The sequence below is a fragment of the Oerskovia sp. NPDC060287 genome (genome assembly GCF_042726775.1).
GTDB classification, from domain to species: Bacteria; Actinomycetota; Actinomycetes; order Actinomycetales; family Cellulomonadaceae; genus Oerskovia; species Oerskovia merdavium.
The window spans coordinates 13,559-40,252 of record NZ_JBHXBO010000010.1; the positions used below are offsets into that span (position 1 = coordinate 13,559).

The 26,694-nt window shown below is 72.7% G+C and carries 22 protein-coding genes; 6 read left to right on the forward strand and 16 right to left on the reverse strand.

From position 1 onward, the window contains the following. Positions 1-232 precede the first annotated feature (232 nt). From murD to mraZ, 8 genes are all read right to left on the reverse strand, one after another. Complete coding sequence (murD, locus tag ACFWFR_RS01840; protein WP_377620801.1) at positions 233-1,732, reverse strand: UDP-N-acetylmuramoyl-L-alanine--D-glutamate ligase; 1,500 nt, start codon at positions 1,730-1,732, stop codon at positions 233-235. Continuing rightward, positions 1,717-2,817, reverse strand: a complete 1,101-nt coding sequence (mraY, locus tag ACFWFR_RS01845; protein ID WP_191804013.1) for a phospho-N-acetylmuramoyl-pentapeptide-transferase — start codon at positions 2,815-2,817, stop codon at positions 1,717-1,719. Before mraY ends, murD begins: the two co-directional genes overlap by 16 nt. Next, entirely contained in the window at positions 2,814-4,217 is a 1,404-nt protein-coding gene (gene murF / locus ACFWFR_RS01850) for a UDP-N-acetylmuramoyl-tripeptide--D-alanyl-D-alanine ligase (RefSeq protein WP_377620803.1), read from the reverse strand. Before murF ends, mraY begins: the two co-directional genes overlap by 4 nt. Further along, a complete protein-coding gene (locus ACFWFR_RS01855; RefSeq protein WP_377620805.1) occupies positions 4,214-5,845 on the reverse strand; it encodes a UDP-N-acetylmuramoyl-L-alanyl-D-glutamate--2,6-diaminopimelate ligase in 1,632 nt (543 codons plus the stop codon). Before ACFWFR_RS01855 ends, murF begins: the two co-directional genes overlap by 4 nt. Positions 5,846-6,071: 226 nt before the next feature. Beyond that, positions 6,072-7,829, reverse strand: coding sequence for a penicillin-binding protein 2 (locus ACFWFR_RS01860; protein ID WP_191804007.1), 1,758 nt, complete (start codon positions 7,827-7,829; stop codon positions 6,072-6,074). A gap of 500 nt (positions 7,830-8,329) precedes the next feature. Then, positions 8,330-8,773, reverse strand: a complete 444-nt coding sequence (locus ACFWFR_RS01865; protein WP_377620806.1) for a hypothetical protein — start codon at positions 8,771-8,773, stop codon at positions 8,330-8,332. After that, positions 8,770-9,792, reverse strand: coding sequence for a 16S rRNA (cytosine(1402)-N(4))-methyltransferase RsmH (gene rsmH / locus ACFWFR_RS01870; RefSeq protein ID WP_191804003.1), 1,023 nt, complete (start codon positions 9,790-9,792; stop codon positions 8,770-8,772). Before rsmH ends, ACFWFR_RS01865 begins: the two co-directional genes overlap by 4 nt. 241 nt (positions 9,793-10,033) lie before the next feature. Then, positions 10,034-10,468 carry a division/cell wall cluster transcriptional repressor MraZ gene (gene mraZ / locus ACFWFR_RS01875; protein ID WP_191804113.1) on the reverse strand — a complete coding sequence of 145 codons (435 nt, stop codon included), beginning with the start codon at positions 10,466-10,468 and terminating at the stop codon, positions 10,034-10,036. A gap of 337 nt (positions 10,469-10,805) precedes the next feature. On the opposite strand from mraZ, the gene ACFWFR_RS01880 reads away from it, so the two are divergent. The 4 genes from ACFWFR_RS01880 to ACFWFR_RS01895 are packed head-to-tail and all read left to right on the forward strand — an operon-like array spanning position 10,806 to position 15,274. Next, positions 10,806-11,810: a MoxR family ATPase gene (locus ACFWFR_RS01880; RefSeq protein WP_191804001.1), complete on the forward strand. Its 1,005-nt coding sequence runs from the start codon at positions 10,806-10,808 to the stop codon at positions 11,808-11,810. Between the two features lies 1 nt (position 11,811). Continuing rightward, on the forward strand, positions 11,812-13,131 hold the full coding sequence (locus ACFWFR_RS01885) for a DUF58 domain-containing protein (protein WP_377616584.1): 1,320 nt from the start codon (positions 11,812-11,814) through the stop codon (positions 13,129-13,131). Then, complete coding sequence (locus ACFWFR_RS01890) at positions 13,128-14,489, forward strand: DUF3488 domain-containing protein (RefSeq protein WP_377620807.1); 1,362 nt, start codon at positions 13,128-13,130, stop codon at positions 14,487-14,489. Before ACFWFR_RS01885 ends, ACFWFR_RS01890 begins: the two co-directional genes overlap by 4 nt. Continuing rightward, on the forward strand, positions 14,468-15,274 hold the full coding sequence (locus ACFWFR_RS01895) for a transglutaminase family protein (protein WP_377620809.1): 807 nt from the start codon (positions 14,468-14,470) through the stop codon (positions 15,272-15,274). Before ACFWFR_RS01890 ends, ACFWFR_RS01895 begins: the two co-directional genes overlap by 22 nt. Here ACFWFR_RS01895 and ACFWFR_RS01900 read toward each other — a convergent pair. The 3 genes from ACFWFR_RS01900 to ACFWFR_RS01910 are packed head-to-tail and all read right to left on the reverse strand — an operon-like array spanning position 15,222 to position 17,399. Beyond that, on the reverse strand, positions 15,222-15,626 hold the full coding sequence (locus tag ACFWFR_RS01900) for a DUF3040 domain-containing protein (RefSeq protein ID WP_191804111.1): 405 nt from the start codon (positions 15,624-15,626) through the stop codon (positions 15,222-15,224). The two genes, ACFWFR_RS01895 and ACFWFR_RS01900, sit on opposite strands and share 53 nt — an antisense overlap. 38 nt (positions 15,627-15,664) lie before the next feature. After that, positions 15,665-16,924: a DNA polymerase IV gene (locus tag ACFWFR_RS01905; protein ID WP_377620810.1), complete on the reverse strand. Its 1,260-nt coding sequence runs from the start codon at positions 16,922-16,924 to the stop codon at positions 15,665-15,667. A 34-nt stretch (positions 16,925-16,958) separates the two neighbouring features. Further along, the gene (locus ACFWFR_RS01910) at positions 16,959-17,399 is read right to left on the reverse strand and encodes an SAV_6107 family HEPN domain-containing protein (protein WP_191803993.1); all 441 of its coding nucleotides are present in this window, start codon (positions 17,397-17,399) and stop codon (positions 16,959-16,961) included. Between the two features lie 116 nt (positions 17,400-17,515). Between ACFWFR_RS01910 and ACFWFR_RS01915 the strand changes: the two genes are divergently transcribed. Next, entirely contained in the window at positions 17,516-18,604 is a 1,089-nt protein-coding gene (locus ACFWFR_RS01915; protein ID WP_377620811.1) for a spermidine synthase, read from the forward strand. Between the two features lie 72 nt (positions 18,605-18,676). Here ACFWFR_RS01915 and ACFWFR_RS01920 read toward each other — a convergent pair whose 3' ends face one another. From ACFWFR_RS01920 to ACFWFR_RS01940, 5 genes are all read right to left on the reverse strand, one after another. Next, on the reverse strand, positions 18,677-18,880 hold the full coding sequence (locus ACFWFR_RS01920; RefSeq protein WP_056648823.1) for a cold-shock protein: 204 nt from the start codon (positions 18,878-18,880) through the stop codon (positions 18,677-18,679). A gap of 314 nt (positions 18,881-19,194) precedes the next feature. Continuing rightward, positions 19,195-20,142, reverse strand: a complete 948-nt coding sequence (locus ACFWFR_RS01925) for a proteasome assembly chaperone family protein (RefSeq protein ID WP_377620813.1) — start codon at positions 20,140-20,142, stop codon at positions 19,195-19,197. A 229-nt stretch (positions 20,143-20,371) separates the two neighbouring features. After that, the gene (locus ACFWFR_RS01930) at positions 20,372-20,812 is read right to left on the reverse strand and encodes a response regulator (RefSeq protein WP_377620814.1); all 441 of its coding nucleotides are present in this window, start codon (positions 20,810-20,812) and stop codon (positions 20,372-20,374) included. Positions 20,813-20,934: 122 nt separating this feature from the next. After that, entirely contained in the window at positions 20,935-22,683 is a 1,749-nt protein-coding gene (locus ACFWFR_RS01935) for an ATP-binding protein (RefSeq protein ID WP_377620816.1), read from the reverse strand. After that, on the reverse strand, positions 22,680-23,990 hold the full coding sequence (locus ACFWFR_RS01940) for a PP2C family protein-serine/threonine phosphatase (protein WP_377620817.1): 1,311 nt from the start codon (positions 23,988-23,990) through the stop codon (positions 22,680-22,682). The genes ACFWFR_RS01935 and ACFWFR_RS01940 overlap by 4 nt, the downstream gene beginning before the upstream one ends. A gap of 189 nt (positions 23,991-24,179) precedes the next feature. Between ACFWFR_RS01940 and ACFWFR_RS01945 the strand changes: the two genes are divergently transcribed. Continuing rightward, entirely contained in the window at positions 24,180-26,576 is a 2,397-nt protein-coding gene (locus ACFWFR_RS01945; RefSeq protein WP_377620818.1) for a HelD family protein, read from the forward strand. The last annotated feature ends 118 nt before the right edge of the window (positions 26,577-26,694 follow it).

Below are 26,694 nucleotides of genomic sequence, written 5' to 3' on the forward strand. Positions count from 1 at the left end.
CGGTCGGGGACGCGGCGTGCGGGTCGAACGGGTGGTCCCCCCCTTGACGGGGAGGCCGGTCGCCGCGGTCGCGGTCGGCCGCGGCCCGGGACCCGCACCGGAGGGCGTCGAGCCCGTCGTCGTCCGAGGGGTCGGGCTCTTCGCGCGGGGCGTGCCCGCGGTGCTCGACCGGGAAGGACCCGCCGCCGAGCGCTGCGCAGGCCCGCGCCCGCTCGTCGTCTGGGCCACCGGACTACCCTCCCAGCGTGGTCTCGGCGCCTACCAACGACCGTGCGGCCTGCGCGAACGCCTCGCCCCGGGCGGCGTACGACGAGAACTGGTCCATCGACGCGCTGGCGGGGGCGAGCAGGACGGTGTCCCCGGGGACCGCCAGGTCCCGGGCTCTTTCGACGGCTCGCTGCATCACCGTCCCAGTGTCACCGGGATCGATGCGGACCACGGGGACGTCGGGTGCGTGTCGGGCCAGTGCCCCCGCGATCGGTGCCGGGTCGGCGCCGATCAGCACCACGGCGCGCAGGCGGGACAGACGCGCGCGCACGAGCTCGTCGTACGTCGCCCCCTTGGCGAGGCCGCCCGCGATCCAGACCACCGTGCCGGCCTCGTAGGCGCCGAGCGAGGCCGAGGCGGCGTGCGGGTTGGTCGCCTTCGAGTCGTCGACGTACGTCACGCCGTCGACCACCGCGACACGCTGGATGCGGTGCGCCCCCGGACGGAACGCGCGCAGGCCGTCGCGGACCGCCTGTGCGCTCACGCCGTGAGCGCGCGCGAGGGCTGCCGCCGCGAGCGCGTCCGCGACCACGTGGACCGGGACGGTGCCCCCGGGACCCGCGAGGTGGGCCAGGTCCGCGAACGTCGCGAGCTCCTGGGCGCTGCGGTGGCGAGCCGGGTCGTCGGGCGCCGCGTGGAACGCGCGGTCCACGAGGACGTCCTCGATGACCCCGAGCTGGGCGCGAGCAGGCGCTCCGACCGTGAACCCGATCGCGCGAGCCCCCTCGAGCACGTCCGCCTCGCGGACGAGGTGCTCGGTGCGAGGGTCGGCGACGTTGTAGACGCACGCGACCTGGGCGCGCTCGTAGATGCGGCCCTTGTCCGCGGCGTAGGCGTCGAGCGAGCCGTGCCAGTCGAGGTGGTCCGCCGCGACGTTGAGGACGGCCCCCGCCTGGACCGACATGCTGTGCGTGAAGTGCAGCTGGAAGCTCGAGAGCTCGACCGCGAGGACGTCCAGCCCCGGATCGAGCGCGGCGACGACCACAGGGGTGCCGACGTTGCCCACGGCCGCCGTCCGGAGGCCGGCCGCGGTCAGGATCGAGGCCAGCATCTCGACCGTGGTGGTCTTGCCGTTCGTCCCCGTGACCGCGAGCCACGGCGCGTACGACCCGTCCGCGCGCGGGACGCGCAGCGCCCAGGCCAGCTCGACCTCGCTCCAGACGGGCACGCCCGCCTCGCGTGCGGCGACCAGCAGGGCCGACGACGGCGCCCACCCCGGGGAGGCCACGACCAGGTCGACCTGGCCCAGGTCCACACCCGACTCGTCCTGCACGTCGGCGTCGGACGCCGAACGGTCCACCGTGAGGACCGAGGCCACCTTCGCCGCGTCGTGCAACGCCCGGACGGCCGCACGCCCGGAGACCCCGAGCCCCGCGACCAGGACCCGGGCCTGTGCCCACGGGACGGCCAGGCCGAGCGGAGCAGGAGAGGGGACGGAGTCCTCCGGCACTAGCTGACCACCCATTCGGCGTAGAAGATCCCGAGGCCGAGCCCTGCGAACAGCCCGGCGATCAGCCAGAACCTGATGACGATCGTGACCTCTCCCCAGCCCGAGAGCTCGAAGTGGTGGTGCAGCGGGGCCATCTTGAAGACGCGTTTGCCCGTCATCTTGAAGTAGCCGATCTGGATCACGTCGGAGAGCACGATGAGGACGAACAGCCCGCCGATGATGACCGCGAGGATCTCGGTGCGGGACAGGATCGTCAGGCCGGCCAGGGCGCCGCCGAGGGCGAGGGACCCCGTGTCGCCCATGAAGATCTTCGCGGGGCTCGCGTTCCACCACAGGAACCCGACGCACGCGCCCATGATCGCGGCCGCGACGATCGCGAGGTCCTGCGGGTCACGGACCTCGTAGCAGCGAGGCCCCGCGGCCTCGATGACCTGGCAGCTCTGGTTGAGCTGCCAGATGCTCACCAGGATGTAGGAGCCGAAGACGATGATCGAGACCCCCGTGGCCAGGCCGTCGAGCCCGTCCGTCAGGTTGACCGCGTTCGACCAGGCCGTGATGAGGAAGTTGGCCCAGAGCACGAACAGGATCAGACCGATCGTCGCCCCCGCGAAGGCCAGGTCCAGGTTGGTGTCCCGCAGGAACGAGATGTGCGTCGAGGCCGGCGTGCGGAAGTTCTCGTTGGGGAACTGCAGGGCCAGCACCGCGAACGTGATGCCCACGATGCCCTGGCCGATGATCTTGGCGCGCGGCGAGAGGCCGAGGCTCCGTTGCTTGCGGATCTTGGTGAAGTCGTCGAAGAACCCGACGAGCCCCAGACCGGTCATGAGGAACAGCACCAGGATCGCCGAGATGCTCGGGGTCCGGGGTGTCTCCGAGACGATCGAGGACACCACGTAGGACATCGCCCAGCCGATCAGGGTCGCCCCGATGATGACGACCCCGCCCATGGTGGGCGTCCCACGCTTGGTGAAGTGCGCCGTCGGGCCGTCCTGGCGGACGAACTGGCCGTAGTTGCGACGGATCAGGAACTTGATGAAGAGCGGGGTGCCCAGGAGCGCGACGAGCAGCGAGACGCACGCGGAGACGAGGATCGCGATCATGCGCGCACCTCGCCCGCGAGCTCGTCGCCCAGGCGCCACAGGCCCGAGCCGTTCGAGGACTTCACCAGGACCACGTCGCCGGGCAGGAGCTCGTCGCGCAGCAGCGCGGAGGCCGCCTCGACGTCAGGTACGAACCGAGTCTCATCGCCCCAGGACCCCTCTTGGGTGGCGCCGTCGTGGATGCCGCCGGCACCGTCACCGACCACGACGAGCAGCTTGATGTTCAATCGGACCACGAGACGGCCGATCTCGTCGTGAGCGGCGCGCGAGTCGGGTCCGAGTTCCAGCATCTCGCCCAGGACCGCGACCGACCGCCGCTCGCGCCCTGCCATGACGGCGAGCGCCTTGAGGGCGGCGCGCATCGAGTCGGGGTTCGCGTTGTAGGAGTCGTCGATCACCGTGATGCCGTCGGGGCGCTGCGTGACGGCCATGCGGTGCGGGCTGATTGCGGTCGCCTGGTTCAGGCCGGCCGCGACCGTCCCCGCGTCGATCCCCACCTGGATCGCCGCGGCGGCCGCCGCGAGCGCGTTGGAGATGTGGTGCTCGCCCACGAGGCGGAGCTGGACCGGGTGAGTCACGGGCTCGGCACCGCGCACACGCAGGTCGAACGACGCGCAGCCCGAGCGGTCCATGCCGATGTTCTCGGCGCGCACGTCCGCCGTGGGGATGGTCCCGAACGTCACGACGGGGCCCGGAGCGGCGCCGGCCATCGCGACGACCCGCAGGTCGTCGGCGTTGAGGACCGCGGTACCGCCCGGGACGAGGCCCGCGACGATCTCGGCCTTGGCCGTGGCCACGGCCTCGATCCCGCCGAACTCGCCCAGGTGGGCGCTGCCCACGGCGAGGACGACCGAGACGTCGGGCGGCGCGATCTGCGTCAGGTAGGTCAGGTGACCGATGCCGCTGGCCCCCATCTCGAGGACGAGGAAGCGGGTCGAGGTGTCGGCCTCGAGCACCGTGAGCGGCAGGCCGATCTCGTTGTTGAACGAGCCGCGCGGCACGACCGTCGGCCCGTGCGGCGTCAGGAGCTGCCCGAGGAGGTCCTTGGTGGTCGTCTTGCCGACCGAGCCGGTGATGCCGACCACCTTGACGTCGCCGGTCGAGCGCAGCCGGCGCAGGACCTCACGCGCAAGGGCCCCGAGGGCGGCCTGGACGTCCTCCACCACGACGGCGGGGGCGTCGACGTCACGGGCTGCCAGGACGAGCGCAGCGCCGTTGCCGACCGCGACGGGGACGTAGTCGTGCCCGTCGACGTGCTCACCGGGCAGCGCCACGAAGAGCGCTCCGGGTCCCGCGAGCCGGGAGTCGATGACGACCGAGCCGGTCACCCTCACGTCCGGGTCGGCGGCGAGCCGTCCTCCGGTCGCTGCGGCGACCTCCGCCGCAGTCAGCTCGATCATGCTCCGTGCTCCTTCGTCGTCTCGTCGCGCTCGGCCAGTGCGGCCCGCGCCTCCACCCTGTCGTCCAGGGCATGGTCCACCCCGGCGATCTCCTGCCAGACCTCGTGGCCCCTGCCGGCGATCAGCACCGTGTCCTGCGGACCGGCCTCCCGGATCGTGTCACGGATCGCGGTGGCCCGGGGCGCGACCTCGGTCACGGTCCTCGCCGGCGCTCCCGGTGCGTGCGCACCGTCCACCACGTCCCGCGCGGCGAGCGCCCCGGCGAGCACCTCGGCACGGATCGAGGCCGGGTCCTCGCCGTGCGGGTCGTCGTCGGTCACGACGACGACGTCGGCGCCCTCGACCGCGACCGCGCCCATGCGCGGGCGCTTGCCCTTGTCGCGGTCACCCGTGGCACCGAACACCACGACCAGGCGCCCCTCGGTCGTGGGACGCAGCGCGGCCAGCGCGAGCGAGAGCGCGTCGGTGTTGTGCGCGAAGTCCACCACGACGCGGGGGGACGTACCCACGACCTCCATGCGTCCGGGGACGGCCGCGCTGACACCGCCTGCGGCCTCGAGCGCGGCGCGCACGTCGCGCACGTCCGCTCCCGCCTCGAGGACCATGGCGAGGGCGAGCGCCGCGTTGGCGACGTTGAAGCCCCCTGGCAGCGCCGTCGTCGTGCGGATCTCCCGGCCGTCGCGGTGCCGCAGCGTGAACGCGCTGCCGGCCGCGCCGTCGGCGACCACGTCCGTGACCGTCCAGTCCGCGTCCGTCCCCTCGCCCGCCACCGACAGCGTCGCGACGGGGATCGTCGCCGCCTCGGTCATGCGCCGGCCCCAGGCGTCGTCGACGACGACGACGCCGCGACGGGCGTGCTCCGGGGTGAACAGCGCGGCCTTGGCGTCGAAGTACTCCTGGAGGTCGCCGTGGAAGTCGAGATGGTCCTGGCTCAGGTTCGTGAACCCGGCCACGTCGAAGACGATGCCGTCGACCCTGTGCAGCGACAGCGCGTGCGAGGAGACCTCCATCGCGAGCGTGCCCACGCCGTCCTCGCGCATGGTGGCCAGGAGCGCCTGCAGGTCCGCGGCCTCCGGCGTGGTGAGCCGGCTCGGGAGCACGCGGTCGCCCGAGCGCATCTCGACCGTGCCGATCAGGCCGCCCTTCCAGCCCAGCGCACGCAGGACGTGGTCGATCAGGTACGTCGTCGTGGTCTTGCCGTTGGTGCCCGTCACGGCGAACGTCGTCAGGTGCTCGGCCGGCGCCCCGTAGACCCAGGCGGCGACCGGGCCCAGGAGGTTCCGGGGGTCGTCGGTCACGAGGACCGGGACCCGACGCTCGCCCGCCTCGTCGAGGAGGAGGGCACCGCGCGGGTCCGTCAGGACGGCGCGGGCGCCGCGGTCGATCGCACCGCTCGCGAAGGTCGCGCCGTGCGCGCTCGCACCGGGCAGCGCGACGAAGAGGTCGCCGTCGGCCACCACGCGGTTGTCCGAGGCCACCGACCAGATCTCGACGCCCGCGAGCGCGCCGGGACCGGCGTCGGGGGCCGTTCGTCCGGTGCCGACCGTGAGCTCGAAGGTGGTCGCGAGGTCCTGAGCGGAGTGGTGTGCGGACGCGGTGGGACGAAGGCGGTCGATCGGGGATGTCACGAGTAGAACTTACCGTGCATCGTGGTCCCCACCGGTCGGCTGGTGGGCCCGGACCCGGTACTTCACGGGACCTTCACGCGCGGCCGTGGCAGGGTACGCCGAACTCCCGCCGGCCTGCCCAGGGGCCGGGACGGCCCCTCGGGGTCGCCGTGCGGCCGAGCGAACCCTGGGCGGCGCTCGGCGTGCGCGCCCGCGCCGACGGCGGACCTCGCCTCGGGCCCGCCCGTCACCAGGTCGTCGGGTACGGCGCCTCGACCGACGAGCTCGGGGGGACGTTCCGGTTCTGGAGCGTGAAGCTCATCAGGTCCTTGAACACCGGCGCCGCGACCATGCCGCCGAAGATGTTGGTCCGAGGGTTCTTGAGGAAGACCGCGACCGTGTACTGCGGGTCGTCCGCGGGGGCCACACCGATGAACGAGGCCATGATGTCCGTCAGGCCGCCACCCGCCCCGACCTCTTCCGCCGTGCCCGTCTTGCCTGCGACCCGGTAGCCCTCGATCGCCGCCTCGGTGCCCGACCCCTCCTCGACGACGGCCTCCATCATGTGCAGGACCTGGTCCGCGGTCGACTCCGAGACGACCTGCGTGGTCTCCCGCACCGGCGCGGGGACGAACACGCCGTCGGGCCCCGTGGTGCCCTTGAGCAGCGTCGGTGCGACCCGCACCCCGCCGTTCGCGATCGTGGAGAACACGCTCGTGGCCTGCACGGCGTTGACGGCGATACCCTGCCCGAACAGGACCTCGTACTCCTTGCGCCCGTCCCAGCCGTCCGACGATCCGAGGATGCCCGCGGACTCGCCGGGGAGGCCGAGGCCCGTCTTGGCACCGAAGCCGAACTTGCGCAGGTAGTCCTCGCGCTGCTGCCGGGGGATGTCCTGGCCGACCATGACCGTCCCGGTGTTCGAGGACTGCGCGAGGATGCCCGCCAGGGTCATGCGTTCCATGGCGTGCGAGTGCGAGTCACGGAACGACTGCCCGTTGGCCGTCGTGTAGGTGTCGTTCACCTCGTACTGGCTCGCGGGGGTCGCCAGGCCCTCCTCGATCGCGGCGGCCATCGTGATGACCTTGCCCGTCGATCCGGGCGCGAACACGTCCTTGACCGCACGGCTGCCGTCCGCGACGCGCGCGTCGGACCGGTCGTTCGGGTCGATCGCCCCCGAGTCGGCGAGCGCGAGGACCTCCTGGGTCTTCACGTCCTGCACCACGGCGATCGCGTAGTCGGCCCCGGTCTCGGCCACGGCCTTGTCGACCGCGTCCTGCGCCTTCCAGCCGATGTCCCGCACGAGGGTCAGGGCGACCGAGCTCCCCGGGACGGCCTCGACGGTCTCCTGCGTGCTGCCCGGGATCCGGACCCCGCCGGCTCCGCCCGCGCGCTCGAAGCTCTCGCTGCCCGGTGTGCCGGTGAGCAGGTCGTCGTAGGCGGCCTCGATCCCGCCGCGGCCGATCACGTTCTCGGTCGTCTCGTCCTCGCCCACGTACCCGACGATGTTGCCCGCGGTGGTCCCCGCGGGGTAGGTCCGGGTCGTCGTGAGCCGCGTGCCGATGTAGGCCGAGACCCCGAGCTCGGCGATCTGCCGCTGGACCTCGGGCACCACGCCCTTGGCCAGCAGCACGTTGCGGTTCACGCGCCCGTTGGTCCCGCTGAGCTCGGCCGCGAGCTCGGGGGCGGAGCGGTCCAGGATCGGTGCGAGCAGCTTGGCCAGCCCGACGGCCCCCTTCTCCTCGACCGCCTTCCCGTCGATCGTGTGCCGCTTCGAGGGGACGAAGTCCGGGATCGTCGCCTGGTCCGCCGAGACCGTGTACCGGTCGATCGACGTGGCGAGGACCACGCCGTCGGCATCCGTGATGTCACCGCGGTGCGCGAGGGTCACGTGGGACTGGGTACGCGTCGCCTCTGCGCTGGCGGCGAGACTGGGGCCGATGACGACCTGCAGGTAGACGAGGCGGCCGGCGAAGACGAGCAGGACCAGGAGCGCGACGGCCATGACCCAGCGCTGCCGTTTCTCCGGCCGCGCAGGACTGGCGACGGCCGCGGTCGCAGGTCGTCCCACGCCTCGTCCGCCGCCCGACCCGCCTCCGGCACGCGGCGTGAGCGTTGTCGTCCGGGGGGAGGTCGAGGCGCCTCGGGGCTTCCCCGTGGAGACCTTGCCGGTCACGGCCGGCTTCCCGGTCGTCGGTGTCTTCCCGGTCGTCCGTGCCTTGCCCGTCGTGCGCGGCGTGCCCGTCGGGTTGCCGGTGGCGGCCTTGCCGGCCCGGTCGCGCTGGCTCGCGGTCCCCGCCCCTGCGCCCCGCTCCGCCCGGGGAGCCGAGGTGCGGCGAGCGCCTCCCGTGCCGTCCGGGCTCCGAGACCCACCCTCGCGCGAGGGGGCCGGAGAACGGCGAGCCGTGCCCTGGTGGGCCGAGCCGGTGCTCCTGGTGGCCGCCGTCCGGGACGACGCGGGAGGACGCGGCGAGCTCTCGCCGGTCCTGCGCCCCGTCCCACCGGTCACGGCGCGCTTCCCGCCTCCGGGGCGCCGATGACCGCACCGTCGGAGAGGCGGAGCATCGTGGTCACGTCCGACTCGACCATCCCGAGCGCGACCGCACGGTCCGGCAGCGACGTCTGGGCCGCGCGGAGCTGGGCGTCGAGAGCCTGCGTGTCCTGCTCGAGCACACCTGCCTCCGTCCGGAGCTTCGACATCTGGTACGAGCCGTTGGCCATCGTGGTGTTCAACAGCAAAGCACCCAGGAGCGCCGCAGCGAGGATCGACATGCACAGGACGAGGAACGGAATCCGCGAACGTACCTGGAGCGGCGCACGGACCGCCTCGAGCCGCGGGCGCGAGGAACGCCCGGCGGCACCACCCGGGAGCGCAGTGAGGGGCGCGCGGCGGGCTGGAGCGGGGGCCGGCGTCGACAGTGGACGCGCCGCAGCCTGTCGTGAGCTCATGAGTGCTTCTCCCCTCGGTTGCGGTGTCGCAGGTGATCAGGTGTGGGACGCAGCCGTTCGGCGGCACGCAGGCGCACCGACGCCGAGCGCGGGTTGTGCTCGAGCTCGTCGGCCGGGGCCTCCTCGGCCCCACGGACGAGCAGCTTCAGGTACGGCTTGTGGGTCTCGGGCTCGACGGGCAGACCCGCCGGCGCGCTCGACGTCGCACCGCGTGCCAGCTCACGCTTGACGATGCGGTCCTCGAGGGACTGGTACGACTCGACGACGATGCGCCCACCGACCGCGAGCGCCTCGACGGCGGCCGGGACCGCGCGCTCGAGTACCTCCAGCTCGCCGTTGACCTCGATCCGCAGCGCCTGGAAGGTGCGCTTGGCCGGGTTGCCGCCGGTCTTGCGGGTCGCGGCCGGGATGTTGGCGCGCACGAGGTCCACGAGCGCCGCGCTGCGGGTCCACGGCTCGACCTCTCGGCGGCGGATCACCGCGCGGGCGATGCGCTGCGCGAAGCGCTCCTCGCCGTACTCCCGCAGGATCCGGACCAGGTCGCGCTCGTCGTAGGTGTTGAGGACGTCGGCGGCCGTGAGACCCGTGGTCGCGTCCATGCGCATGTCGAGCGGCGCGTCGTGGGCGTAGGAGAAGCCACGCTCCGACTCGTCGATCTGCAGCGACGAGACGCCCAGGTCCATCAGCACCCCCTGGACGGACGGCAGGCCGAGGTCGGCGATCACGTCGCCGATCTCGTCGTAGACCGCGTGCACGGCCTGGAACCGGTCACCGAACCGGGCGAGCCGTTCGGAGGCCAGCGCGATGGCCTGCGTGTCACGATCGATGCCGATCACCCGGGCCGTGGGGATCTGCTCCAGGACGGCCTCGGTGTGCCCGCCCATGCCGAGCGTGCAGTCGACCAGGACCGAGCCGGGGGCCACGAGGGCCGGCGCGAGGAGGTCGACGCACCGTTGGAGGAGCACCGGGACGTGCCGGTCCTCCGCTCCCGCTCCTGACGTGCTGCGAGGTGTGGACATGACGCCTCCTTCCTGGTCGGTGCTCGTCGTGGTGCTCGTGGGGTGATGCATGGTCCTCGGTGTCTGCCTGTCGTGCCGTGGTGCCGGTGGATCCGTTCCGCGCCGCCGGACCAGGTCTCCCACCGCGTCCGTTCTGGCACCGGGGAAGTGCGCCAGACCGGGCGGGAGGAGGCCTCGTCCTGCGGGAGCGTCAGGTCCTCGTCGTCCAGCTCTTCATGTCGTCGTGCGGTCGTGCTGCCGGTCAGAAGCGGAGGGCGGGAAGCACCTCCTCCGCCGTGGTGGCGTACCCGGCCTCCTGCTCGGCGAGGTAGGTCGACCACGCCGAGGCGTCCCAGATCTCCACCCGGGTGCCGGCGCCGATCACGGCGACCTCCCGGTCGAGCCCTGCGTACGCCCGGAGCGGAGCCGGGATGGAGATCCGCCCCTGCTTGTCCGGGATCTCGTCGCTCGCGCCCGAGAGGAAGACCCGGAGATAGTCCCGCGCCTGCTTGCTCGTGACGGGGGCCTGACGGATCTGGTCGTACATGCGTCGGAACTCGTCCATCGGCAGGAGGAAGAGGCAGTGCTCCTGCCCCCTGGTCATCACCAGCCCGGGCGCGAGCTGGCTGCGGAACTTCGCGGGGAGGATGAGGCGACCCTTGTCGTCCAGACGGGGGGTGTAGGTGCCGAGAAGCAGGCTCGGGGAACCGCTGAACAACTCGCTCATCCGCCTTGCCCTCCCCTCCTGCTCCCACTTCCTCCACAGTACTCCACATGCCTCCACGAAGCCCGGGATATCACCGCCAATTCACCCCTCTTCGCACAATCTCCGCAGGTCAGACGGTGGAGGACACGGTGGGGCTCCGGACGCGGACGAACCTGTGCCGGCTGGCGTTTCCTCACGTTCGCCCGGCTCGTCCGCCCCGTGCACGGCAGCTCGACGCATTTCGAGATCCGGACGGGGAGGAGAGTGGGGACAATGGTCAACTAGGCTTGCGAGTCCGCACACCGAGCGTGGCCAACGGAGGTTTCTCGTGCTCACCGACTACACCTCTCCCCCGTCCCGTGACGGCCTCGATCCGCTCGGCGAGCTCGTCGAGGCGACCGGTCGGATCCGTTCCCGGATCGAGTCGGTGATCTCCGGACGCCCGGAGCTCGTCCACCTCACCGTCGCGGTGCTCCTCGCCGAGGGGCACCTCCTGCTCGAGGACGTGCCCGGCGTCGGCAAGACGACCCTCGCCAAGGCGCTCGCACGCACCATCGACTGCCACGTGGGCCGTATCCAGTTCACGCCCGACCTGCTCCCGAGCGACCTCACGGGCGTCAACATCTACCGGACGCAGACGCACGACTTCGAGTTCCGCCCCGGACCCGTGTTCTCCAACATCGTCATCGGCGACGAGATCAACCGTGCGTCGCCCAAGACGCAGTCGGCCCTCCTGGAGTGCATGGAGGAGGGGCAGACGACGGTCGACGGCACGACTCACCCGCTCCCCCGCCCCTTCCTCGTGGTCGCGACGCAGAACCCGGTCGAGATGGAGGGCACCTACCCTCTGCCCGAGGCACAGCGCGACCGCTTCATGGCACGCCTCACGGTCGGCTACCCGGACGTCGAGGCCGAGCTCGAGATGCTCGACCGCCAGGAGTCGGACACCCCGCTCGAGCACATCGACCCCGTCGTCGACGGAGCGACGATCCTGCGCTTCGCGCAGGTCGCCCGCTCGGTCTTCGCCTCCCCCGCCGTCAAGAGGTACGTGCTGGCCCTCGTCACCCAGACGCGCGAGCACCCCGGTCTCAAGCTCGGCGCCTCACCTCGCACCTCCCTCCAGCTGCTCCGCGCGGCCAAGGCGGTCGCGGCCATGGCGGGGCGTGACCACGTCCTGCCGGACGACGTCCAGCTGCTCGCCCAGCCGGTGCTCGCCCACCGGCTGATCCTGTCCACCGAGTCCCGCCTGGCCGGCCACACCGCCGCCCACGTGGTGGCCTCGATCGTCGAGCGCACACCGATCCCCGCCTACACGTCGACGGACAGCCGCTGACATGCCGGGCGCCCGCATGCTGCCCCGGCGCCCGCGAGGCCTCGCCCGGGTCCGGCCCACCGTCCGAGGCAGCGCCGTCCTCGGCGCGGGCATCGTGCTGATCGCCGTCGGATCGGCTCTGGGGCTGCGCGACGTCGTGGGGCTCGGGGCGGCCGGGGCCCTCGCGGTCCTCTCGTCGTGGGTGTGGATGGCCGTGCGTCGCATCGACCGCGGCCGTGGCGCCCTCCAGGTCGGCCGCAAGGTCGAGCCCGACCCCGCGGTCCGCGGGAACCAGGTCACCACCCGGCTCGTCGTCGCCCCCGTCCACCCGACGGCGACGGCGCTCGGGCGGCTCGCACGCCTGCAGATCAGCGAGCAGGCCGCCGGGGAGCTCTGCGAGCAGGACGCACTGCGCGCTCAGGTCGTGACGCACCCCGATCGGATCGCCGTGCGCTACCGCCTGCGCCCCCAGCACCGCGGACGCTGGGCCCTCGGCCCCGTGCTGACCAGCCGCGTCGACGTGTTCGGCCTCGTGCGCGCGGCCCAGCCCCTGGGCGCACCGAGCACCGTCACCGTGTGGCCACGCACGACCGACCTCTCGGTGCGCGGTGCACGCGCCTTCGGGGAGTTCGCGCGCTCGGCCCACGGCGCGCGGACGTCGTCGAGCGACGACAGCGTGCTGCGCGACTACGTCGCGGGCGACGACCCGCGCCGCGTGCACTGGGCGACCGCAGCCCGGCGCGGACAGCTCATGGTGCGCACGGACGAGAGCGCCGGGATGCCGCCCGTGACCGTGCTCCTCGACCGGTCGACCCTCCCGCCGCCGGGGACGGCCCGGTCCACGTCGGCAGCCGAGGACGGGGAGTGGGCCGTCGAGGCCGCCGCGTCCGTCGGCGTCTCGTTGCTCGCCGCAGGTCACCCCGTCCGCCTCGTCGCCTCGACGGGCGCCCCAGCGGTCGAGGCGATCCCGTACTCGCCCGGACGCCGGTCCGAGGGCACGGCCCAGCTCCTCGACCAGACCGTCGACCTGCAGGGTCACTCGAGCCGTCGGGACGCAGAGGCCGGGCTCATCGCGACCGCCGACGCGCTGCGCAGCACCAGGCGCCCCGCGGAGCTGACGGTCGCGATCCTCGCGCCCCTCGGGCCGCTCGCCCGGCAGGCGGTCGCCGCGATGGCGGGCGACGGGAACCACTGGGCGTTCGTCGTCGGGCCGCACGACTCGCCCGACCTGGAGGAGTCGCTGGGCGCGCTGCGCGCGACGGGGTGGCACGCCGTGCACGTCGACCCGCAGCTCACATCGATCGACCAGGCCTGGGACAGGCTCATGGAGGAGCACCGGTGACCACCCCGACCATCAGCACCCGGCGCGCCGACCTGGTGCGGACCACGACCACCACCGCGCTGGTCCTCGTCGCGACCGTCGCGTCGTTCCACGCCCTGACCGTGCTGATCGGGCCTGGGACGTGGACCCGCACCGGGACCGTCTTCGTGCTGGTCCTCGGTCTGGTCACCTGGGCCACCCGAGCGCTCCTCGAGACAGGCCCGTCGGCCTCCTCGGCACGTGCACGCTCGCTCGTGCCGACGGTCGCGGGACTGCTCGTCGGTGCCTGGGGGCTGCTGGCCGTCTTCGGCGGGGTCACGTCCCGTGGGATCGACCTGGCGATCAGCAGCGCGAGCCTCGACAGGGTCCTCGCCCGCTTCGCGGCGGGCCGACAGCTCATCGCCACGGAGACCTCACCGATCGAACCGTCGTTCCCCCTCGTCCTGATCGCCGTCGGCGGTGCAGCCCTCGTCTTCCTCCTGACCGACCTGATCGCGGGTGGGCTCCGGCTTCCTGCCGCCGCCGGCCTGCCCCTGCTGGCCCTGTGGATCCCTCCGCTGGTCATCGAGGGCTCGGTCCCGCCCGCCGTCTTCGTCGTCACGGTCACAGCGCTGCTCCTGCTGGTCGCCGTCGACAACCCGCACCGGGCCGTCCGCCGGACCTCCGGCGCGGCCGTCCAGACCGTCGACCGTGCCACCCGGGCGCTGCGCGCGAGCACCACGCTCGCCGCGACCCTCGCGATCGCGCTGGTCGCCCTCGTGGCAGGCTCCGCCGCCGGCGCGCTCCCCCAGATCGTGCGGTCGCCGTGGACGGCCTTCTTCACGAGCGCAGGCCCCACCGTCCGGCTGGCCAGCGATCTCGACATGGAGAGCAACCTCAAGGCCCGTTCGGAGGAGGTCGCCCTGACCTACGAGTTCCCGGAGGACCGCGCGAACGACACCAGCAGCACGGACGTCGGACCCTTGCGGATGTTCACGCTGACCGGGTTCGACGGGCGCAACTGGCGACGCGGCGACGCCCGCCAGGGCCCCCAGGTCGAGGAGTCGAACATCCTGTGGCCCGACGACGCGGGCGCCGCCGCCGGCGAGCCTCGCCAGGTCGACGTCACGCTCCGGACGCTGCGCGACGAACGGCTCGTCCTGCCGACCGAACCCCGGTCGGTCGCCGCCCCTGGCGAGTGGTTCTACGACGACGCCCGCGACGAGGTCACGGGGAACCAGGCGACCGAGCCAGGGATGGAGTACTCCTTCGTGGTGCACCCGCGCGACCTGACCGCCCAGGCGCTGCGCGCCAGCGAGGTGACGGTCAGACCGACGACACCGTGTGGAACTTCCTGCAGGACCGACAGGGCTACTGCGTGCAGTTCGCGACCTCGATGACGATGATGGCCAGGTCCATCGGGATCCCTGCACGCATGGCCGTCGGCTTCCTGCCCGGCGAGCGGACGAGCGACAACCTCTTCGAGGTCACGGGCAAGGACTCGCACGCGTGGCCCGAGCTCTACTTCCCCGGCCAGGGCTGGGTGCGCTTCGAACCGACACCGGCGGTCCAGGCGGGCGCGGTCCCCTCGTGGGCCGACCCTCTCCTCGCCGCCAACAACGCGCCGGCACCTGCGGATCCTGGCGAGGTCCCGACGAACGCCGCGACGCCGAACGCACCCAACACCACAGCACCCACGACCGGCCCTGCTCCCGACCTCAGCAGCGGGACCGGGAACACGCAGGACGGCATGCAGCGGACCTGGATCATCGGCGCGAGCGCCCTGGCGGTCCTCCTGGCACTGTCGGCGCTCGCCTGGCTGATCGTGCGCCGTCGTACAGAACCCGACTCCACGCCGGACGTCGAGAGCACCTGGGCAGAACTCACAGAACGCCTCGGCGACCTGGACATCCGCTGGCCCGCCTCGGCGACGCTGCGCAACGTGCCGGCTCTCGTGGTCGCCCAGGTGGTCGCACGCACCGGAAGGCAGCTTCCCGTGTCGACGACGGACGCGCTGGTGACGCTCACGTCAGCCGTCGAGGCCGAACGCTACGCCCGCACCTGGCAGTCGCCCGGGGCGGAGACGCTCACCTCGCTGCTCGAGCAGGTGGTCACCGGCGTCCGCGAGGGACTCAGCGACCGCCCTGCTCACGTCGACGGTCCCAGCGCTCTTCCAGTCGGGTGAGGAAGCCCTGACCGGAGGGTGAGCTCTTGGTGGTGCCGCGGGGCGGCGTGACCTTCCCGTCTCCGTCGACGACGCCCACCGGGCCGCTCGCGCGCTTGCGCGGTGCGGAGAAGGCGAAGGCCACCCCCGCGAACATCACGACGAACCCGGCCACCCCGAGCCACGGGTTGGCCGTGGCCGCCCCGACGACGAGAAGGAGGAGTCCGCCGACCACGCCGATCCCTGCCGCGACATAGCGCAGGCCGGACTTGCGGGGCGTGGACTGAAGTGTGGTCGCCAACCGCGGATCATCCGAGGTCAGCGCTCTTTCCATCTGTTCCAGTACGCGCTGCTCGTACTCAGACAGAGGCATGGGCACCCCCGGGTGTCAGCAGTTGAAGTGTGTCCCTCTCAGGATAGATCGACATCCGCCCTGGTGGTAGTCGAGCGTCGACGGGTGGACGCCGGACCGATCGAATTCACCCCGAAACGGTCCCGGATCCGGTCGAGCGTCTCCTCGGCCGCGCGCCGCGTCCCTGCCTCCTCCTGCACCGCCTCGTCGAGGGTGGGCTGGAGCGTCGAGGTGCTCCGGGCCTCGAGGTTCTCCGCCCTCACCCCGACGAGCCGCACCGGGAGACCCCTGCGGTCCACCGACTCGACGAGCTCGCGGGCCACCTGGTGGATCTCCTGCGCGACGTCCGTCGGAGCGCGCAGGGTCCTCGAACGCGTGAAGGTCCGGAAGTCCGACGTTCGGACCTTGACGCTGACGGTCCGTGCCACGAGCCCCTGGTGCCGAAGCCGCGCGCCGCACCGGTCTGCGAGCCCCAGCAGGGCCGAGCCGATCACCGCGGAGTCGTACAGGTCGTGCTCGAAGGTCGTCTCGGCACCGATGCTCCGTTCGGCACGCCCGGGCTCGACGGGACGCGGGTCCCTGCCCCACGCGAGGTCGTGGAGGTGCGCGCCCGCGGCCTTGCCCACGGCCGCCTGCACGGCCGAGACCTCGGTGTCCGCGAGCTCGGCGACCGTCGTGATGCCCCAGTCGGCGAGCAGCTTCTCGGTCCGCTCCCCCACGCCCCACAGCGCGCCGACCGGAAGCGTCCGCAGGAACGGAACGGTCGCGGCGGCAGGCACCAGCATCATGCCGTCGGGCTTGGCGTGCGTCGAGGCGAGCTTCGCGACGAACTTGGTCGTGGCGATCCCCACCGAGCACGTGATGCCCACCTCTGCCTGCACGCGCTCACGGAGGTTCCTCGCGATCACCGTGGGGGCACCCAGCCGGCGCCGGGCTCCGCTCACGTCGAGGAAGGCCTCGTCGATGCTGATCTGCTCGACCAGCGCCGTGACCTCGTGGACGATCTCCATGACCGCCCGCGAGGCCTCCTGGTACGCCCGGTGGTCCGGAGGAAGCACGACGGCCTGCGGGCACAGCCTCCGGGCGAGAGCCATGGGCATGGCCGAGTGGACGCCGAAGGCGCGAGCCTCGTACGTGGCCGCGAGGACCACGCTGCGTTCCGACCCGCCGACCACGACCGGGCGCCCCCTCAGCTCAGGTCGACGGCGGAGCTCGACCGAGGCGAAGAAGGCGTCCATGTCGACGTGCAGGACGGAGCACCCCGTCTCGTCCGTCCCCCAGTCCCGGTGCGCCTGGGCGGAGCGCGGGCCGCGGCTCACGGAACACCTGCCCCCTCGAGGAGGGGCCTGCCCGTCACGAGGCCACGACCCGGAGCGTGGGATGCCGGACGAACCCTGCGTCCGGGTCGATGATCATCGCGACCTCGTCACGGAAGTCCTCGGCGCAGACCATGATCTCCTCGGCGCGCCCAGGGTCGACCGCGTCGAACCTCCCGGCGTCCACCGCCGCCCGGATCCGTGCCCCGCCCGCGAAGTAGACCGACCAGGCCGCGAGACCAGGCTCGACGACGGCCAGCAGGTCCCAGACCGAGCGGGCCCGGGAGCGCGCGGAGGGCCTGCCCCGCAGCGCGACGACCGCCGCAGCGGCGCGCAGAGCCCCGAGGTGGGCGTGGACGAACCGCTCTGCCGGGTCTGCCGCGAGGTTCGCCGCGATGATCTCGGCGTCGGCCCGCGCGAGGAGCCGAGCGACGTCAGGGGCGAGCGCACCCGGCGAGACCCTGTGCTGCGTAGTCATCTCAACACCTCCGAAGTCAACTATCGAACACCTGTTCGACGAAAGTCAATCCGTCCGGGCGGGCCGTCCGCCCGTCCGACGCCGACCCGCCCGCGCGATGCCCCTACGGTGGACCCATGCCTCGCAAGTCCTCCCGACGGACGTCCCGTCGCTCCCCAGCATCCACCTCGGCACCCACAGAGCCCTCCCCGGCCCCTCGGCGGGCTCGAGGCGGCACCCGGCCTCGCGGTGCGGAGAGCGTCCACGAGCTCCCCGCGGGTGAGGTCCAGACGTCGACCGGGACGGCCGAGCTGGTCCCCGACCCGGACGGCAGCACGGGCGTGACGCTCATGGTCAACGGCGTCCCCAGCTCGCACCTGGACCTCGCAGACCCGGGCCTCCTGACGTTCGAGTACATGCAGCAGATGGCCGCGGTCCTGGGGGCCCTCCCGGCAGGACCGCTGCGTGTCGTGCACCTCGGCGCGGCAGGCTGCACGCTCGCGCGCTACGTCGAGCACGAACGACCGGACTCGCGCCAGATCGCGGTGGACCTCGACGCCGACCTCGTCGCCCGTGTCCGTGAGTGGTTCGCCCTCCCCCGCGCACCGCGGCTCCGGCTGCGCGCCGGAGACGCACGGGCCGAGCTCGCGACGCTGCCGGACTCGAGCGTCGACGTCGTGGTGCGCGACGTCTTCGCGGGTGACACCACTCCCGCGCACGTCACGACGGTCGGCTTCGTCCGCGAGGCGCTGCGCGTCCTGCGCCCCGGCGGCGTCTACCTCGCCAACTGCGCGGACCGACCGCCGCTCGCGCTGGTCCGCAGAGAGCTCGCGACCGCTGCCGCGGCCCTCACCCCGTTCTCGACGGGCGCAACCACCGAGGGCCGGATCGGACTGATCGCCGAACCGGGTCAGCTCAAGGGGCGCCGCTACGGGAACCTCGTCCTGGTCGTCGTGCGCCCGGTCGACGACGCGACCTCCGCCGACGAGAACCAGGCGGCCCAGGACGACCCCGTGCCGTTCGGGCTCGACGACCCGGGCCTGGCGCGCGCCCTGCGCAGCCTCCCGGTCCCCGCGACCCTCCTCGCCGGGGAAGAGGTACGACGCTTCACGGGCACGGCGGTCCCGCTCGAGGACGATCTCCCGCTCCCCGTGCCCGACGGCGCCACCCGCCCAGGTGCGTCCGACGCGGCCTCGCGCGACGTCGTCGGGCCTGGGACCTCATGACACCGGAGGCCGCACCCCTGGGGGTGCGGCCTCCGGATCCGGCTCGCGAGAACCGGGAGAAGATCAGGGAGATCAGAGCGGGCGGACGTTCTCCGCCTGCGGGCCCTTGGGCCCCTGGGTGATCTCGAACTCGACACGCTGAGCCTCTTCGAGCGACCGGTAGCCCTGGGCCTCGATCGCCGAGTAGTGGACGAAGACGTCGGCTCCGCCGTCGTCCTGGGCGATGAACCCATAGCCCTTCTCAGCGTTGAACCACTTCACAGAACCCTGCGCCATGCTGTTCCTCGTACCTTCTGTCCAACCGGGGGACATCCGCGAACGGACCCTTCGCCCGTTCATCGAGCCGTCGCAGCCGGACCCACGACCCGCTCCGCGTGGTTCCGGTCGTGGCGACCGCCGGCTGGACAGGCACGACCCCGGCGGACCGGGATCCTGCTGCGTCGACACCGGTTCACGCGAAGGCATGTCTCGAGCACGTCACTGCAACGAGACCTAGTTTTGCACGGTCAAGGTGAGGTTCGCCACGTCAAACGCCGGGAAATACCGTGATTCGTCCCCACAACCTCCGCAGAACCTCCGCGAGGGACCGGTCACTCGCCACCCTGCTGGGCGAGGAAGCGCTCGAACTCGGCCCCGAGCTCGTCCGCCGTCGGGATGGGAGCGGAGTCCGCGAGCAGGCTCGTGCGGCCCACCGAGCGGGCGAACGCGTCGTACTGCTCCTCGAGCGCGCGCACCACGGCCGTGACCTCCTCGGACTCGGCCATCTGCCGCTCGACCTCCTGGACGGCCTCCTGGGACGCGTCCGCGAGCGCCGCGACGCGCAGGTCGAGACCCGTCGACCGCTGGACGTTCTCGAGGGCGACGACCGCCGCCGGCGGGAACGGCGACTGCGCGAGGTAGTGCGGGACGTGGACCGTGAACCCCAGGGCGTCGTGCCCCGACTCCCCGAGACGCAGCTCGAGCAGCGCGGCCAGCGAGCCAGGGACCTTGACCGTGCCGAACCACGACGTGTGGTCCTCGATCAGCTCGCGCCGGGTCGCGTGCGCCGTCACCGAGAGGGGACGCGTGTGCGGGATGCCCATGGGGATGCCGTGGAAGCCCACGACGAGCGAGACGTCGAAGCGGTGCACGAGCTCGCGCAGCGCAGCGACCACGCGCTCCCACTGGAGGTCCGGCTCGATACCGTGGAGGAGCAGGAAGCCCGTCCCCTCTGCGTCGCGCACGTGATCGATCGCGAGGAACGGCTCGTCGTACGAGGCCCACCGGTCCGCATCGAAGACCATCGTCACGCGCTTCGAGCGGTAGTCGAGGAGCTGGTCCACGTCGAACGTCACCAGGCGTGTGACCTCGAACTCCTCGAGCAGGTGCTCGACCGCGAGGTCACCGGCCGTGCCGGCGTCCACGAACCCGCGCACCGAGTGCAGCAGGACCGGGCCGACCGCGCGGAGCGAGGTCCCCTCCTGTGCATGCGTCGCCGCGGGCAGGACGCGCGCCACCGCGGCCTCGTCCACCTCGTAGATCCCTCGTGGGTCCAACACCAGAAGCTCCTCCGTCGTCGTGCGATCCCTGCCGCCCGCCGGGGCGGGGAGCCGACCGGGACCGTCGAGGTCCCCGCGCAGCCCGCTCGTCGGCGGTTCGATCAGGACAACACCACGCACCGCCGGAACCTTCCCGGCACGAGGCCCTCCCCTCGGTACGCCCGGAGCGTGCCGTGCCACGGGGCGCGAGCACGCCGGCACGCACCTGCTCGGGGCGTCGCCTGTCGTCTCAGCGACCGGGGAGGCGGACCACGGTGACGAAGAAGTCGTCGATCTGACGGACGACGTCGATGAACCGGTCGAAGTCGACGGGCTTGGTCACGTAGGCGTTCGCGTGCAGCGAGTAGGAACGGACGACGTCCTCCTCGGCCTCCGACGTCGTGAGCACGACCACGGGGATCTGCCGGAGGGCCGGGTCCGACTTGAGCTCGCCGAGGACCTCGCGCCCGTCCATCCGCGGGAGGTTCAGGTCCAGCAGGATCAGGTCCGGGGTGGGCGCGTCCGTGTACTCCCCCTCCTTGCGCAGGAAGGCCATCGCGCTGACACCGTCGCTGACGACCGAGAGCCGGTTCGTGACCTTGTGGTCCTCGAACGCCTCACGCGTCATCAGGACGTCGCCCGGGTCGTCCTCGACCAGCAGGACGTCGATCACCTTGTGCCCGTTGCTCATGCCGTGTCCCCGCAGTCCGTCGTCCCCAGGTCGCCCCGGTCCTCCGGGGCCACGCCGCGAGCCTAGTCGACGAGCGTGCCTCCACGTCTCAGCACGTGGCGCCAGGTCGCGGGCCCGGTCGGCTACGGAGCGTCCGGCGAGGGCCGGTGGCCCGCGGCGGAGGGATCGTAGGCGTGCGCGATCGTGAACCGGACCGTCGTCCCGCCGCCCTCGGTCGGCTCGAGCCAGATGCGGCCGCCGTGGTACTCCACGATCCGCTTGCACAGCGCGAGGCCGATCCCCGTCCCCTCGTAGACGTCCTTGGGGTGCAGCCGCTGGAAGATGACGAACACCCGTTCGGCGTACTGCGCGTCGATCCCGATCCCGTTGTCGACCACGCTCAGCTCCCACGAGCGCTCGCTCGCCCGGACGCCGACGTGGACGACCGGCGGACGCTCCGGGTCGCGGAACTTGATCGCGTTGCCCACGAGATTGACGAGGAGCTGTTCGAGCAGCGCCTTCTCTCCCCGCACCGTCGGGAGCGGGTCGTGCGTCACGACGGCTCCCGTCGCGGCGATCTTGTCCTCGAGGTCCGACAGGGCCACCGCGAGCGCCTTCTCGAGGTCGACCTGGACCCGCTCGGTCCCGGTCCGCCCGACGCGCGAGAACCCGAGCAGGTCCTGGATCAGCCGCTGCATGCGCTTGGCGCCGTCGACCGCGAACTCGATGTACTGGTCCGCGCGGTCGTCGAGCTGTCCGCCGTACCGTTTCTGCAGCAGCTGGGTGAACGACGCGACCTTGCGCAACGGCTCCTGGAGGTCGTGCGAGGCGACGTAGGCGAACTGCTCGAGGTCACGGTTCGACCGCTCGAGCTCCTGGGCCTGGGCCGCGAGCAGCTCGTGGGAGAGCTCGACCTCCTCGTGCGAGGCGCGGATCTCGGCCACCTGGCTCACGAGCTCCTGACGCATGTGCTCGATGTCGATCGCGAGCGCCCCGATCTCGCCGGGTGCGCTGACCGCGACCGGCTGCCGCAGCCGACCGCCGCTGACGACCCGGACCTGGTGGGCGAGGGAGGTCACGGGCTCGGTGATCCATCGCTTGAGCACGCTCCACAGGACCGCGCCCACGAGCAGCGCAGCGAGGACGAGGACGACGACCGAACCGAACAGCACCTGCGTCCAGCTCTCGAGCGCCTCGACCTTCTCCGACCGGACGGAACGCAGGACGGTGATGTAGTCCCTCGTCGCGACCCGGGCGTCGTCGAACAGTCGGGCGCCCTCGAGCTTGTCGTCGGTCGTCACGGCGTCCGGGGCGCCGTCCTGGACCTTCTGGACGGACGGCAGGGCGTACCCCAGCGCCCACTCGTGGATGGCGGTCGACGCCCGGTCCAGCGCGGCCGCCACGGGAGGGGACACCGAGAGCACCTCCGACGTCGCGTCGTCGTGGAGGGACACGGAGCCGTCCGAGCCGATCGAGCGCTCGAACGGCTCGAGGTTGACCTCGGCCCCCGTCGCGAGGAAGGCCCGCACCGACGACTCGGCGTCGACGAGCGAGATGTAGGCCGTGTCGGCCTGGGTGATGGCGGTGAAGTAGGGGTTGGTCACCTCGTCCTGGATGCGCACGACGTTGACGAGCGCGACGACCGAGGTCACGAGGACCGCGAGGAGGATCGCCGCGGCGACCACCAGGAGGACACCGAGACGGCGCCGCAGGGACGCGCCCTGTGGGGCGGTCCCCGCAAGGATCTCGGGCTCGCGGTCGGTGCCCGGCCGCCTGCCGTCCGCAGCGTCGGTGCGGGTCGGGGACGGCGCGGGCGTCGCGGGGCTCGCGGAGGCTGCACGAGGCTCGCCCTCGGCAGGCGCTCCCCCCGCCGCCGCCGGGCCTGTCGTCACTGCGACCACTCGTCGGAGTCTGCGAGGGTCGCGGTCCGCTCGCCGCGGGCTGCCTGGTCCGGTCCGCCCCACCCGACGACGAGGACCGCCGCGTCGTCGGCCAGCGGCCCGCCGTGCAGGTCTCGGACGCGGCGGAAGACGCGCTCGACGAGCCCCTCGCCCCCGTGCGTGATCTCCGTGTCGACCGCGGCGAGGAGCCCCGCGACCCCCAACCGCTCCCGGCGACCAGGCGCCCCGGGGACGAAGCCCGTCCCGGGGACCGCCGGATCCTCCGCCAGGGTCGCCTCGATGAGCCCGTCGGTGTAGAGCATGAGCGCCCAGGGCGCCTCGAGCTCCACGTGCTCGGCGCTCCAGCCCCCGCCCACGGGGATGCCGAGCGCCCGACCGCGCGACGTCGTCGGGAGCTCCGAGCACGAGTCCTGCAGGAGCAGCGGCGGCATGTGCCCCGCGAGATAGAGGTCGACCCCGGAACGGTCGGCGGAGATGACGACCTGGCACAGCGTGACGAACACCTCGGGGCGGGCACGCTCAGGTACCAGGACGCGCTCGACGAGCGGCAGGATCTGGTCGGGGGCGACGTCCGACAGGACGAGCGTGCGCCACGCCGTGCGCAGCGTCGCCCCGAGCGCGGCCTCGTCCGGTCCGTGCCCCGCGACGTCACCGATCAGGCACAGGACGCTCCCGTCGCTGCGCTCGACGGCGTCGTAGAAGTCGCCGCCGAGCAGCCCGTTGCCCCCCGGGATGTAGCCGACCATGACCGCGATCCGCTCGTCCGAGACGAGTGCCTTGGGCAGGAGGGCACGCTCGAGGCGCGCCGTCTCCGCGGCGCGGACCTCGCTGCGGTACAGCGCGCGCTGCTGCTCCTTGGAACGACGCCGCTGCACGGCGTACCGGACCGAGCGGCCGAGGAGGTCGCCGTCGACCTCGCCCTTGACGAGATAGTCGTCGGCGCCGGCCGCCACGGCCTGGACCCCGAGGTCGATCCCGGTGTGCCCTGTCAGGACGACGAGGGCCGGCGGGTTCGGCCGCGACTGCAGCCGCTCGACCGCGGACAGGCCCACCGCGTCGGGCAGACCGAGGTCCAGGAGGATGCAGTGCACGTCGTGCATGCCGAGCTTCTCCAGGGCGGCGTCGAGCGCGGTCGCGCGGTGCAGCTCGACGTTGACGCTCGCGTCCTCGAGCAACGCCTCGACCAGGATCGCGTCCCCGTCGTCGTCCTCGACGAGCAGGACCCGCAGCAGGTCCTCGGGCGACAGGACGTCAGGGGCCCCGTCCTGCGCACGGGGCGGCACCGGGTCAGTCACCACGACGCGCACTCCCCACTCTCGCCATGGTTCCCGATCGTAGAGGACAGCGCTGCCTCGCGGTGGGATGCGGACGGACCTCCTGCGCCGCCCGGCGTGCCGGGCACACCGGCACCGACGGGCGAGCGGCAGGTCCGCGCCCCGGTCCGCGCCTCGGTCGGATGGCACCCGAGACCGCGCGGATCGGCAATAATGGACGGCTGCATCGTGGGGGTGCGCGAGCGGGCCACGTGGGACCAGAGGACAGGACGGATCAGGGTGCGCGAGACGAGCGACCGGACGAGCAGGACACGGGCTCCGGACGGACAGGTCCCGGCCACGCCGGACCACCAGCCCTCCGGACGGCAGGAGGAGATCGGCAAGGAGCAGCTCGTCGTCGACACGCTCTACGGCCGCCTCGACGAGCTCCGTGCCGCGACCCGGGCACGCCTCGCAGGCGTCCGCCGCGGCGGCCCCTCGGGCTCCCCCCAGAACCGCAGCGAGCGCGACGCGTTCGCGACCCTCTACGAGGACAGGCTCGCTCAGCTCGAGTCCGTCGAGGAACGCCTGACCTTCGGGCGCCTCGACCTCGACGACGGCACGACGCGCTACGTCGGCAGGATCGGCCTGTCCGACGAGGACCACGCCTCGATCCTGACCGACTGGCGGGCCCCTGCCGCCCAGGCCTTCTACCGGGCGACCGCCGCCCACCCCGACGGGGTGCGACGCCGTCGGCACCTCGTGACCAAGGGACGCAGCGTGACCGGGCTCGAGGACGAGGTCCTCGACCTGTCGTCCGACGCGGCCCCGCAGTCCTCGCTCTCGGGCGAGGGAGCCCTGCTCGCCGCGATGGCGGCCGGGCGGACGAGCCGGATGGGCGACATCGTCGCGACGATCCAGGCCGAGCAGGACGCGATCATCCGCTCCGAGCTCGCGGGAGCGCTCGTCGTCCAGGGCGGACCGGGGACGGGCAAGACCGCCGTCGCGCTGCACCGCGCGGCCTACCTGCTGTACGCCCACCGCCGGCTGCTCGAGCGCTCGGGCGTCCTGCTGGTCGGCCCCAGCCTGTCCTTCTTGCACTACATCGACCAGGTCCTGCCCTCGCTCGGGGAGACCGGGGTCGTGAGCACGACGATCGCCGAGCTGCTCCCAGGACTCGTCGCGGACGGCGAGGAGTCCCCCGAGGTGGCCCGCATCAAGGGCCGCGCGTCCTGGGCCAGGATCGTCCAGCGGGCGGTCCGCGCGCGCCAGCGCGTGCCCGCCGAGGACCAGCACCTGCGCATCGACGGGCACGACCTGGTGGTCCGACGCTCCGACGTGCGCGACGCGATCGCCAAGGCCCACCGCACGCACAAGCCGCACAACCTCGCGCGGGTCCCGTTCGTCCGCGAGATGCTGGGCCGGCTCGCCGACCAGTACCTGGCCGAGCTCGGCGGGCCGGTCGCGCCCGAGGAGCGGGCCGAGGTGATCGACGACCTGCGACGCCAGCGCGAGATCCGGATCGCGCTCAACCTCGCCTGGATGCCGCTGACTCCCGAGCGCCTGATCGAGGACCTGTTCGTCAAGCCGCACCGCCTCGCCGAGGCGGCACCCGACATGTCACGTGCGGACCGCGCGGCTCTCGCCCGTCCCAAGGGTTCTCCGTGGACGCCCGCCGACGTGCCGCTGCTCGACGAGGCGGCCGAGCTCCTGGGCGAGGACGACCAGGCGGCGCGCGCCCAGGCCAAGGCCGAGGCCGCGGACCGCGCGGCGAACCTCGAGTACGCACGACAGGTCCTGGAGTCCTCGGGGGCCGGCGGCGGGATCGTCGGTGCCGAGATCCTCGCCGACCGCTTCGGCGGCGGCGGATCGCGTCTGACCACGGCCGAGCGGGCCGCCCAGGACCGTACGTGGACCTACGCGCACGTCGTGGTCGACGAGGCACAGGAGCTCTCCGCGATGGCGTGGCGCGCCCTGGTGCGTCGGTGCCCCACGCGGTCCATGACGATCGTCGGCGACGTCGCCCAGACGTCCTCCCTCGCGGGCGCCCGGTCCTGGGCGAGCATGCTCGACCCGCTGCTGCGCGACGCGTGGCGGCAGGCGACGCTGACCGTCAACTACCGCACACCCACCCAGATCGCGGACACGGCGCAGCGGTTCGCGGCCGCGTCGGGCCTCCCGACGTCGTCGCTCACCTCGGCGCGCGACGTCCCGGGCGCGCTCGTCCTGGCCCCGGTCGAGGGCAGGGCAGGTGTGGGTCACGAGGTCGTCGCGCGGGTCCGTGCGGCCCTCGCGGAGTTCGTCGGGCCCGACGGCGCGGGCCGGGTCGCGGTGGTCGCACCGGCCGGGCGCGTGACCGAGGTGCGCGAGCGGCTGGTCGAGGCCCACGGCTCGACGCCGCTGCTCACCGGTCCGGCCGCTGCCCTCCCCGGCGCGCTCGCCGCAGCCCTGACGGTCCTGAGCCCCACGCAGAGCAAGGGCCTCGAGTTCGACGCCGTCGTCCTGGTCGAGCCGGCCGAGATCCTCGCCGGGACCTCGGGCGCCTCCGACCTGTACGTGGCCATGACACGGCCCACCCAGCGGCTCGTCGTCGTGCACGCCCAGCCCCTGCCCGCCGGGTTCGCCGACTGAGAGGCGCGCGGACCGGCCCGGCGCCCCGCCCGGAAGCGGCCCCCGCGCGGGGCGCCCCGGCGGCGGCCGGCGGGCCCGGCCGGGCGGCCCCAGGGCAAGAAACGGTTTGGGGGGGAGT